Genomic DNA, 11,028 nt, shown 5'->3' with positions numbered 1-11,028 from the left:
GCGGTCGGCCCCGGCCGACCGCTCGCACCGCCACTGCGGAAGTGCAGCAGAAGCTCAGCTTCGAGCGTCATCCGAGCGTCAAGAGTCTCCGAACGACCCTCTGAAGGCGTTGCCCATGCAAGCACCGTGCTCACGAATCCGCAGGTCAGCGAACTAACAAAGGTCGGTCCGTCCACTCAGACTGCTGCACGGGGGAAACAGGCCGAGCAACCGACCCGGACAACAAAAACGCAGGTCAGGACGCCTTGCCCGCAGGTTCGAGGATTGCCACACACTCCACATGCGACGTCATCGGGAACAGGTCGAACACCCGCAGCGTCCGCACCCGGTACCCCCCGTCCCGGAAGTACCCCAGGTCCCGTGCCAGCGCCGCCGGGTCGCACGCCACGTACGCGATCCGGCGTGCGCCCAGCGACGACAGGTGCTCCACCGTCTTGCGGCCCGCGCCCGCGCGCGGCGGGTCCAGGACGACGAGGTCGACCTCCGTGATGCCGGTGCGGGGCAGGACGGACTCGACCTTGCCCTGTTCGATGCGGACGCGGGGGAAGTCCGCGAGGTTGTGCCGGGCGTCCTCGACGGCCCGCTTGCCGGACTCGATGCCGAGGACCGCGCCCTGTTCGCCGACCCGGTCGGCCAGGGCGCCCGCGAACAGGCCGACGCCGCAGTACAGGTCGAGGGCCATGTCGCCCTTGCGGGGCAGCAGGCCCTGCATCACCGCGGTGACCAGGGTGTCGGCGGCCTTCGGGTGGACCTGCCAGAAGCCGCCGCTGCCGACGCGGTGGGTGCGGCCGTCCGCGCGTTCGCGGACGAAGGGGCGGCCGTGGACACGGTGGACCTGGCCGGAGCGCTCGTCGACGCGCATGACCGAGACCGGACGGTCCAGTTCGACCAGCGGAAGACGCGCGCCCGGCTTGGGCGTCAGGATGACCTGGCGGTCCTGCGAGCCCGTCGCCGCGATCGCCTCGACGGAGTCCATGCCCGTCCAGTCCCGCTTCTCGATGCCGAGCTCGCTGACACCCTCGGCGGCGATCATGCAGTGGTCGATCGGCTCGACCTCGTGCGAGCGGTGCCGGCGCAGTCCCGCGCGGCCGTCGGCGGTCACCGCGTACTGCACGCGCGTGCGCCAGGCCGGGACCTGGCCCGCGGGGACCTTGTCGCCCTCGGCGGGCACCACCGTGCCGTCCCAGCCGGCCTCCTCGGGCGTGAGCCCGGCGAGGCGCTTCAGCTGCTCGGCGACCACCTCGCCCTTCAGGCGCCGCTGCGCTCCCGGCTTGGCGTGCTGCCAGTCGCAGCCGCCGCAGCGGCCGGGGCCGGCGAAGGGGCAGGGCGCGTCGATCCGGTCCTTGGAGGCGTCCAGCACCTTCACCGCGTCCGCGCGCAGGAAGCGGGCGCCCTCCTCGCCCTCCGTCACCCGTGCGACGACCCGTTCGCCGGGCAGGGCGTGCCGGACGAAGAGGACCTGTCCGGTGGACGTACGGGCGATGCAGTGACCGCCGTGGGCGACGGGGCCGACCTCGACCTCGTACTCCTCCCCCACCAGTGATTTCCTCGGTTCTGCCTGCATGGCGGGGTGACTCCACAACATCGTCGGCGGGTGAGCGGGCCGTGGCCCGTGGACAACAGCCCACCAGTCTACGTGGGCGGGGAGGACTCCTTCGCCCGCTCCGCCGGACCGCGCCGCACCGAACCGGGCGCGACCCACTCCTGCCGCTTGCGGGCGCGCTTCTTGGCCACCTCGGACGACTGGAGCTGGTACGGCACCGAGGTCACCATCACGCCCGGTGTGAACAGCAGGCGGCCCTTGAGCCGCAGCGCGCTCTGGTTGTGCAGCAGGTGCTCGTACCAGTGGCCGACCACGTACTCGGGGATGATGACGGAGACGACGTCGCGCGGCGACTCCCTGCGCAGGCTCTTCACGTACTCGATGACCGGCCGTGTGACCTCCCGGTACGGGGAGTCGAGCACCTTCAGGGGGACGTCGATGCCGCGTCGCTCCCACTCCGCGTGCAGCGCCCTGGTCTCCGCCGGATCCACGTTGACGCTGACCGCCTCCAGGGTGTCCGAGCGCATCAGCTTGGCGTAGGCGAGCGCCCGCAGCATGGGGCGGTGGATCTTGGAGACCAGGACGACCGAGTGGACGCGGGAGGGCCGGGCCATGTCGTCGCTCGGGGTGTCCGGGGCCGCGATCTCCTCGGCGACGCGGTCGTAGTGCCTGCGGATCGCCGTCATCATCGCGTAGAAGATGCACATGCCGAGCAGCGCCACCCAGGCGCCGTGGGTGAACTTGGTGACGAGCACGACGACCAGCACCAGGCCGGTGAAGAAGGCGCCGAAGGCGTTGATGGCCCGGGAACGGATCATGTGACGGCGTCTGGCCGGCTCGTTCTCGGTGGCCAGCAGGCGGTTCCAGTGCCGGACCATGCCGGTCTGGCTGAGCGTGAAGGACACGAACACGCCGACGATGTAGAGCTGGATCAGCCGCGTGGAGTCGGCGCCGTAGACCCACACCAGCAGTGCGGCGGCACCCGCGAGCAGCACGATGCCGTTGGAGAAGGCGAGGCGGTCGCCGCGGGTGTGCAGCTGGCGGGGGAGGTAGCGGTCCTGGGCGAGGATCGAGCCGAGCAGCGGGAAGCCGTTGTAGGCGGTGTTCGCGGCGAGGAACAGCACCAGCGCGGTGGCCGCGGCGAGCACGATGAACAGGAGGCTGCCGTGGCCGAAGACGGCCTCGGCGACCTGCGAGATCACCGGGTGCTGGACGTAGTCCGGACCGAGCGGGACGCCGTCGTGGACCAGGTCCTTGCCCGGGTTCTCGGCCATGCGCACGTTGGTCGCCATGGCCAGCCCGATGATGCCGCAGAACATGGTGACGGCGAGGAGGCCCATCATCGCGAGCGTGGTCGCCGCGTTCCTCGACTTGGGCTTGCGGAAGGCCGGGACGCCGTTGGAGATCGCCTCGACGCCGGTGAGCGCGGCACAGCCGGAGGAGAAGGCGCGCAGGAGCAGGAAGAGCAGGGCGAAGCCGGCCAGGCCCGGGTGTTCGGGCTTGATCTCGTAGTCCGCCGTCGGTGCCCGCATCTCGTCGCCGAGCACCACCGCGCGGAACGCTCCCCAGGCGATCATGGTGAACACGCCCGCGACGAAGACGTACGTCGGGATCGCGAAGAGCGTGCCCGACTCCTTGACCCCGCGCAGGTTCATCAGTGTCAGCAGCACGATCACGCCGATCGCGCAGGCCACCTTGTGCTCGACGACGAACGGGATCGCCGAGCCCAGGTTCTCGATGCCGGAGGAGATCGACACGGCGACCGTCAGGACGTAGTCGACGAGCAGGGCGCTCGCGACGGTCAGTCCGGCCTTGGGGCCGAGGTTGGTGTTGGCCACCTCGTAGTCGCCGCCCCCACTGGGGTAGGCGTGCACGTTCTGCCGGTAGGAGGCGACCACGGTGAACATCAGCACGACGACCGCGGCGGCGATCCAGGGGCTGAAGTGGTACGCCGACAGGCCCGCGATGGACAGGACCAGCAGCACCTCACCGGGCGCGTACGCCACGGAGGACAGCGGGTCGGAGGCGAAGACGGGGAGTGCGACGCGCTTCGGCAGGAGCGTCTGGCCCAGCCGGTCACTGCGCAGTGCGCGCCCGATCAGGATCCGTTTGGGCACGTCGGTCAGTTTGGACACAACAGAGGATCGTAGGCCTTCGAACGAGGGACCGCTCAGCCGCCACCCCCATCCATACGGCATCCATACGGCCTCTGCTCTCCGGGTGAAATCACCGGGTGACCGGGCTGCGGATTCCGCAGGTCGGGGGACTTCCATGCCTATATGACCGAGCCCCGTCCGTTGCCGCTCCGTGGAGGTTCCATGCACACGACCGCAGAACTGATCGGCGCCGCGGCCGCCCTCCTCGGCCTCGGAATCCTCACCCTGGCGAGTGTGCGGAGCATCACGCGTCGCTGATCGCACGCCCCCCGCGGCATTTCCCCGCTTCTTCCCGTCCCTTCCGGTTCGTCCGGGCGTCGGTCGTCCCCCCGTGGTGCCGATACGTTGGACTCGGCGGGCGAACGCGTCAGCCGGGCCCCGGAGGGCATCGAAACCGCCTTCCCCCGGCATGATGTTGCCCGGCGGCCCGCACTCAGGCCGCGATGTGTTGCCTGGCGAGCCGAAAGAGAGACATGAGCACGAGAGTCATGAAGGTCGAAGGGCCTGCAGGAAGCGCGGTGTGACGCGATGCATATCGTCATCATGGGCTGTGGAAGGGTGGGCTCCGCCCTGGCTCAGACTCTGGAGGAGCAGGGGCACACGGTCGCCGTGATCGACCAGGACCCCACCGCCTTCCGCCGGCTGGGCTCCTCGTTCGGCGGGCGCCGGGTCACCGGGGTCGGTTTCGACCAGGACACCCTGCGCGAGGCGGGCATCGAGGAGGCGGGCGCCTTCGCCGCCGTCTCCAGCGGCGACAACTCCAACATCATCGCCGCGCGCGTGGCCCGGGAGATGTTCGGCATCGAGCACGTCGCCGCCCGCATCTACGACCCCCGCCGCGCCGAGGTCTACCAGCGGCTCGGCATCCCGACCGTGGCGACGGTCCGCTGGACGGCCGACCAGATGCTGCGCCGGCTGCTCCCCTCGGGCGCCGAGCCGCTGTGGCGCGACCCCACCGGCGGGGTGCAGCTCGCCGAGGTGCACGCCTCCACGGCCTGGGTGGGGCACAGGATCAGCAAGTTGCAGGACGAGACCGGTGTCCGCGTCGCCTTCCTGACCCGGCTCGGCGAGGCGATCCTGCCCCGCTCGCAGACGGTGTTGCAGGAGGGCGACCTGGTGCACGTGATGATGCGCACCGACGAGATCGACCGGGTCGAGGCGGCGTTCGCCAAGGGACCCGAAGAGGAGGGCGGTCACTGATGAGGGTCGCCATTGCCGGAGCCGGCGCGGTCGGCCGCTCGATCGCGGGCGAGCTGCTGGAGAACGGCCACGAGATCCTGCTCATCGACAAGGCGCCGACCGCCATCTCGGTCGAGCGCGTCCCGCAGGCCGAGTGGCTCCTCGCCGACGCCTGCGAGATCACGTCCCTGGACGAGGCGGCGCTCCAGCGCTGCAACGTCGTCATCGCGGCGACCGGCGACGACAAGGTCAACCTCGTCGTCTCGCTGCTCGCCAAGACCGAGTACGGGGTTCCGCGGGTCGTCGCCCGGGTGAACAACCCGAAGAACGAGTGGCTGTTCAACGAGGCCTGGGGTGTGGACGTCGCCGTCTCCACACCGCGCCTGATGTCGGCGCTGGTGGAGGAGGCGGTCAGCGTCGGCGACCTGGTGCGGCTGCTGCGCTTCAGCCACGGCGACGCCAACCTCGTCGAACTGACCCTGCCCGAGGAGTCGGCGCTGGCCGGCACCCGGGTCGGGGACGTCCAGTGGCCGCAGGACACCTCGCTGGTCACCATCATCCGCGGCACGCGCGTGCTGGCCCCGACCCGGGAGGACTCCCTGGAGGCGGGCGACGAGCTGCTCTTCGTGGCCGCCCAGGCCCGCGAGGAACAGCTGGAGGACCTGCTCTCGGTGCGCCGGGACGAGACGGCGCGCTGAACGCCGGCCGTCCACGACGGCGAGGGCGCCCGGAGATCTCGGGATCTCCGGGCGCCCTCGCGCACGTACGGGCCGACGCGGGCGCAGGGGCCCGGTGGACTACGCCTGCCGGCGGTGCCGTCCGGCCGGCGTCGCCGCCTCGCCGTTCTCCTCCGCGGACGCGGCCTCGCGTTCCTTCTCCGCGCGCTCCCGCGCCTCCATCTCCGCGAACACGTCGATCGGCGGGGGCGCCTTCGCCAGGAACACCCACGTCAGATACACGGCGAGCAGGAACGGCGGGATCTTCAGCGTGACCAGCACCCAGCCCAGCTGGGTCGTGTCCGCCCACCAGTACAGCGGGAACAGGATCGCGCTCTTGCCGAGCAGGATCAGTCCCCAGGCCCAACTGGCCTTGGTGTAGGCCTTCTTGCGGCCGGGGTTGCGGGTGCGCCAGGAGAGGTTCTCCCGGAAGACGGGGCCCAGCATCAGACCGATCAGCGGGACACCGGCCATCGCGGTGATGATGTACGCCAGGGCCAGGCCCAGCGTGTAGAGCATGCCCGGCAGGTAGAAGTCCTTGGCGTTGCCGGTCATCATCGCGAAGACCACGCCGAAGGCGACGCCGAAGACCCCGCTGAAGGCGTGCTTGACGGTGTCCTTCATCACCAGCCGGACCACGACCAGCACCAGCGACACGGCGAGCGCCGCGATCGCCGACATGTGCAGGTCCTTGTTGACCGTGTAGATGCTGACGAAGAGGAGTCCGGGCAGCACCGTCTCGACCATGCCCCGCACCCCGCCGAACGCCTCGAACAGCGCGGCTTCGGTCACCGCCCGGGCGTCGTCCGAGGGTGTGTCTTCGGTTGTCGGCTTGTCGAGCGACGTCACCGGCTACTCCCGTCCGAGGGGTCTCAGTTCGTATTTCGGATTGAACAGCACCCGGCGGCCCCGGCTCATCGAGATCCGGCCCGATGCGATCAGCTTGCGCCCCGGCTCGATCCCCACGATGGAACGCCTGCCGAGCCACACCACGTCCAGCGCGGCGGAGCCGTCGAACAACTCGGCCTCCAGGGCCGGCACGCCCGCGCGCGGCCGCAGCGTGACCGTGCGCAAGGTACCAGTAACCGACACGATCTGCCGGTCCTGGCAGTCGCCTATCCGCGTACAGCCGGCGGTCTCGGCATCCTCGCGCAGCTCCTCGGACTCCAGGTCCTCCTGCGACGAGGAGAGCCGGTCGAGCATGCGCCGGAACCGGCCTGCCGGCTTCTCGGAACGAGGAACAGCACTCATATCTGAAGCGTACCGGGGTGCACTGACGGTTACGTACCCCCCGGTTCCCCGGTCCGAACCGGCCGCTGTCCGGCCTCTGCCGGACACCGCGCCCGGCACCGTCCTGACCTTCACTTCTCGAAGCGGTAGCCCATGCCCGGCTCGGTGATGAAGTGCTTCGGATGTGACGGATCAGCCTCCAGCTTCCGGCGCAGCTGCGCCATGTACACGCGCAGGTAGTTCGTCTCTGTCCCGTACGACGGCCCCCACACCTCCCGCAGCAGCTGCTTCTGCGCCACCAGACGGCCGCCGCCTCGCACCAGCACCTCCAGCAGGTGCCACTCGGTGGGGGTCAGCCGTACGTCCTTGCCACCGCGGTTGACCTTCTTCGCGGCCAGGTCGACGGTGAACGTGTCGGTCTCCACCACCGTGTCGCCCCCGTCGCCGACGGGCTCGGCGCGGCGCACGGCGGCCCGCAGCCGGGCCAGCAGCTCGTCCATGCCGAAGGGCTTGGTGACGTAGTCGTCGGCCCCCGCGTCCAGCGCCTGGACCTTCTCCTCGGAGGCGTGCCGCGCGGACAGCACCAGGATCGGGACCCGGGTCCAGTCGCGCAGCCCCCTGATCACCTCGACGCCGTCCATGTCGGGCAGGCCCAGGTCGAGGACGACCACGTCGGGGTGGCGGGCGGCGGCCGTGCGGAGGGCGCCGGCTCCGTCGTGGGCCGCGTCGACCTCGTAGGAGCGTGCCTTGAGGTTGATCACGAGGGCGCGCACGATCGCCGGCTCGTCGTCGACCACCAGCACACGGGTCATGAGAGCTGCCTTTCCGGTTCTGCGGCGGGTACGGGCTCCGGGCACTCCGCTGCCGCCGCGCGGAGGGTGAGCGTCATGGTGAGGCCTCCGCCGGGAGTGTCCTCGGCGTCGAGCGTGCCGCCCATGGCCTCGGCGAAGCCCCGCGCGACGGCCAGTCCGAGGCCGACCCCGGCTCCGCGCGGGGCGTCGCCGTGCCGCTGGAAGGGTTCGAAGATACGGTCCTTCGCCTCGTCGGGGACTCCGGGCCCGCGGTCGACCACCCGCACCTCGACCCGGTCGGCGAGGGCGCTGGCGGCGACCAGGACGGGGACGCCGGGCGGACTGTACTTGACGGCGTTCTCGATCACGTTGGCCATCGCCCGCTCCAGCAGCCCGGGGTCCGCGGCGACCATGGGCAGGGTCTCGGGGACGTCCAGGGTGACGCTGCCCTCGGGCACCCCGCCGAGCGCCATCGGCACCACCTCGTCCACGTCGATCTCGCGGATCAGCGGGGTGACCGTTCCGGTCTGCAGCCGTGACATGTCGAGCAGGTTGCCCACCAGGTGGTCCAGCCGGTCGGCGCCCTCCTCGATGCTCGCGAGCAGTTCGGCGGTGTCCTCCGGCGACCAGTCGACGTCCTCGGACCGCAGGGAGGAGACCGCCGCCTTGATGCCGGCCAGCGGGGTGCGCAGATCGTGGCTGACGGCGGCCAGCAGCGCGGTGCGGATGCGGTTGCCCTCGGCGAGGGCACGGGCCCGGTCGGCCTCCTCGCGCAGCCGGCGGCGGTCCAGCACGACGGCGGCCTGCGCGGCGAAGGCGGCCAGCACCCGGCGGTCCTCGGCGGGCAGCACCCGGCCGGTCAGCGCGAGCGCCATGTGGTCGCCGACCGGCACGTCCACGTCCGCGTCCTCGGGCCGCCCGACGGGCCGCCCCCGGCCCGCGTGTCCGGCGCAGGTCCACGGTTCGACGTCGTCGGCGCGTTCCAGCAGGGCCGCCGATTCCATGCCGAAGGTCTCGCGCACCCGTTCCAGCAGGTCCTCCAGGCCGGTCTCGCCGCGCAGCACGTTGCCGGCGAGGTAGGACAGGATCTCCGACTCGGCGCGCAGCCGGGCCGCCTGGTGGGTGCGGCGGGCGGCGAGGTCGACGACGGAGGCCACCGCCGCGCCGACGGCGACGAAGACCACGAGGGCGACGATGTTCTTGGGGTCGGAGATGGTCCAGGTGTGCAGGGGCGGGGTGTGGAAGTAGTTGAGCAGCAGGGAGCCGACCACCGCCGAGGCCAGCGCCGGCCACAGTCCGCCGAGCAGGGCCGCCGCGACCGTCAGCGCCAGGAACAGCAGCATGTCGTTGGCGAGCCCCGGATCGACGGCGCTGAGCAGCACGGCCAGCACCGCCGGACCGGCCGCACCGGCCGCCCAGCCCGCCGCCGTGCGCGACCGCCCGAGCCGGGCGCCGCGGGCCACCGGGAGCCCGCGCCCCTTGGCGATCTCCTCGTGGGTGACGATGTGCACGTCCAGGTCCGGCCCGGAGTCCCGTGCGACGGTCGCGCCGACGCCGGGGCCGAAGACGTACTGCCACGTCTTGCGGCGCGAGGAGCCCAGCACGATCTGCGTGGCGTTCGCCCCGCGCGCGAAGGCGAGCAGGGCGGCCGGGATGTCGTCGCCGACGACGTGGTGGAAGGTGCCGCCCAGGTCCTCCACCAGCGTGCGCTGCTCGGCGAGTTCCTTCGGCGAGGCGGCGGTGAGTCCGCCGCCGCGGGCGATGTAGACGGCGAGGACCTCGCCGCCGGCGCCCTTCTCCGCCAGCCGCGCGGCCCGCCGGATCAGGGTCCGGCCCTCGGGCCCGCCGGTCAGGCCGACGACGATCCGCTCGCGCGAGCCCCATATCGCGGAGACCTCGTGCTCGCTGCGGTAGCGCTGGAGGTGGGCGTCGACCCGGTCGGCCACCCACAGCAGCGCCAGTTCCCTGAGCGCGGTGAGGTTGCCGAGGCGGAAGTAGTTGGACAGGGCCGCGTCGACCTTGTCCGGCTGGTAGATGTTGCCGTGCGCCATGCGGCGGCGCAACGCCTCGGGCGCCATGTCGACCAGCTCGATCTGGTCCGCCCTCCGCACCACCTCGTCCGGCACGGTCTCCCGCTGCCGGACGCCGGTGATCGACTCCACGACGTCGCCCAGCGACTCCAGGTGCTGGATGTTGACCGTCGAGAGCACGTCGATCCCGGCCGCCAGCAGTTCCTCCACGTCCTGCCAGCGCTTGGCGTTGCGCGAGCCGGGGACGTTGGTGTGGGCGAGCTCGTCGACGAGGGCCACCTGGGGGCGGCGGGCGAGGACGGCGTCGAGGTCCATCTCGGGGAAGACGGCCCCTCGGTGTTCCAGTTGCCTGCGCGGGACCTGTTCCAGGCCGTGCAGCAGCGCCTCGGTGCGCGGCCGGCCGTGGTGCTCGACGAAGGCCACCACGCAGTCGGTGCCGCGCTCGACGCGCCGGTGCGCCTCGGACAGCATCGCGTACGTCTTGCCGACGCCCGGTGCCGCACCGAGGTGGATCCGAAGCTTGCCGCGTCCCATGGCCTCATTGTCTTCCGGTCGTGCTGGCTGGGCGCAGTCGACCTTACGGCCGGGCAGCACGTCCCGGAGGCGCCGGCCGGGGCCCGGGGCCCGTCCTTGACACGACTCTGACGCCGGCGCGGGGACCGACGGGGTCAGGGCTCGACGATCCGGCCGTCGCCCAGCTCCAGGACCCGGTCGGCGAGGTCGAGCAGGGCCGCGTCGTGCGTGGCGACGAGCGCGGTGACCCGCTCGCTGCGGACGACCGCGCGCAGCAGCTCCATCACGGAGTGCCCGGTCTCCGCGTCCAGCTGGCCGGTCGGCTCGTCGGCGATGAGGAGGGAGGGGCTGTTGGCGAGGGCGCGGGCGATGGCGACCCGCTGCTGCTGGCCGCCGGACAGTTCGCCGGGCCGCTGTGCCGCGTGGTCGGCGAGGCCGACCAGGGACAGCAGCAGCTCGACGCGCTCCTCGCGCTCGCGCGGGTCGGCCCGGCGCAGCCGCAGCGGGACGCCGACGTTCTCGGCGGCGGTGAGGATCGGGATGAGGCCGAAGGACTGGAAGACGAAGCCGACGCGGTCCCGGCGCAGGGCCAGCAGCCCGTGCTCGTCGAGGCCGGCGATGTCGAGTCCGTCGATCTCGATCCGTCCCCGGTCGGGTGCGTCGAGGCCGCCGACGATGTTCAGGAGCGTGGTCTTGCCGGAACCCGAGCGCCCTGTGAGGGCGACCAGTTCGCCGCGCGGGACGTCGAAGGAGACGCCGCGCAGCGCGTGCACCGCGGCGGCTCCGGTGCCGTACGACTTGTGCACGCCCTCGACGCGCACCATGGTCTCGGCGACCACCTGGCTCATCTTCCCGCCCTCCCCCTGGACC

The 11,028-nt window shown here is 71.6% G+C and carries 9 protein-coding genes; 2 read left to right on the top strand and 7 right to left on the bottom strand.

The genetic code is table 11. The features are described from left to right. Window positions 1–235 precede the first annotated feature (235 nt). Window positions 236–1,564 (bottom strand): TRAM domain-containing protein, encoded by a 1,329-nt coding sequence (locus tag RIM90_RS17590; RefSeq protein WP_309061660.1) that lies wholly within the window; start codon window positions 1,562–1,564, stop codon window positions 236–238. 68 nt (window positions 1,565–1,632) lie between these two features. After that, window positions 1,633–3,678 (bottom strand): APC family permease, encoded by a 2,046-nt coding sequence (locus RIM90_RS17585; protein WP_309061659.1) that lies wholly within the window; start codon window positions 3,676–3,678, stop codon window positions 1,633–1,635. A gap of 549 nt (window positions 3,679–4,227) precedes the next feature. On the opposite strand from RIM90_RS17585, the gene RIM90_RS17580 reads away from it, so the two are divergent. Further along, the gene (locus RIM90_RS17580; protein ID WP_309061658.1) at window positions 4,228–4,899 is read left to right on the top strand and encodes a TrkA family potassium uptake protein; all 672 of its coding nucleotides are present in this window, start codon (window positions 4,228–4,230) and stop codon (window positions 4,897–4,899) included. Then, window positions 4,899–5,576, top strand: coding sequence for a TrkA family potassium uptake protein (locus RIM90_RS17575; protein WP_159536200.1), 678 nt, complete (start codon window positions 4,899–4,901; stop codon window positions 5,574–5,576). The genes RIM90_RS17580 and RIM90_RS17575 overlap by 1 nt, the downstream gene beginning before the upstream one ends. Before the next feature lie 99 nt (window positions 5,577–5,675). On the opposite strand, the gene RIM90_RS17570 is transcribed toward RIM90_RS17575, so the two are convergent. From RIM90_RS17570 to RIM90_RS17550, 5 genes are all read right to left on the bottom strand, one after another. Then, window positions 5,676–6,443 carry a DUF3159 domain-containing protein gene (locus tag RIM90_RS17570; protein ID WP_309061657.1) on the bottom strand — a complete coding sequence of 256 codons (768 nt, stop codon included), beginning with the start codon at window positions 6,441–6,443 and terminating at the stop codon, window positions 5,676–5,678. A gap of 3 nt (window positions 6,444–6,446) precedes the next feature. Continuing rightward, window positions 6,447–6,845 (bottom strand): OB-fold nucleic acid binding domain-containing protein, encoded by a 399-nt coding sequence (locus RIM90_RS17565; protein ID WP_309061656.1) that lies wholly within the window; start codon window positions 6,843–6,845, stop codon window positions 6,447–6,449. 110 nt (window positions 6,846–6,955) lie between these two features. Beyond that, complete coding sequence (locus RIM90_RS17560; protein ID WP_309061655.1) at window positions 6,956–7,636, bottom strand: response regulator; 681 nt, start codon at window positions 7,634–7,636, stop codon at window positions 6,956–6,958. Further along, complete coding sequence (locus RIM90_RS17555; RefSeq protein WP_309061654.1) at window positions 7,633–10,179, bottom strand: sensor histidine kinase KdpD; 2,547 nt, start codon at window positions 10,177–10,179, stop codon at window positions 7,633–7,635. The genes RIM90_RS17560 and RIM90_RS17555 overlap by 4 nt, the downstream gene beginning before the upstream one ends. 134 nt (window positions 10,180–10,313) lie before the next feature. Further along, entirely contained in the window at window positions 10,314–11,006 is a 693-nt protein-coding gene (locus RIM90_RS17550; protein ID WP_309061653.1) for an ABC transporter ATP-binding protein, read from the bottom strand. Window positions 11,007–11,028 lie beyond the last annotated feature (22 nt).

Source organism: Streptomyces sp. (genome assembly GCF_031181555.1).
Taxonomy (GTDB): Bacteria; Actinomycetota; Actinomycetes; order Streptomycetales; family Streptomycetaceae; genus Streptomyces; species Streptomyces fimbriatus.
This window is presented reverse-complemented; position numbering and strand designations above follow the sequence as displayed.

Coding starts and splice junctions, on each gene's coding strand:
- RIM90_RS17590 (WP_309061660.1), bottom strand. CDS start 1,564: ATGCAGGCAGAACCGAGGAAATCACTGGTGGGGGAGGAGTACGAGGTC.
- RIM90_RS17580 (WP_309061658.1), top strand. CDS start 4,228: ATGCATATCGTCATCATGGGCTGTGGAAGGGTGGGCTCCGCCCTGGCT.
- RIM90_RS17575 (WP_159536200.1), top strand. CDS start 4,899: ATGAGGGTCGCCATTGCCGGAGCCGGCGCGGTCGGCCGCTCGATCGCG.
- RIM90_RS17565 (WP_309061656.1), bottom strand. CDS start 6,845: ATGAGTGCTGTTCCTCGTTCCGAGAAGCCGGCAGGCCGGTTCCGGCGC.
- RIM90_RS17560 (WP_309061655.1), bottom strand. CDS start 7,636: ATGACCCGTGTGCTGGTGGTCGACGACGAGCCGGCGATCGTGCGCGCC.
- RIM90_RS17555 (WP_309061654.1), bottom strand. CDS start 10,179: ATGGGACGCGGCAAGCTTCGGATCCACCTCGGTGCGGCACCGGGCGTC.
- RIM90_RS17550 (WP_309061653.1), bottom strand. CDS start 11,006: ATGAGCCAGGTGGTCGCCGAGACCATGGTGCGCGTCGAGGGCGTGCAC.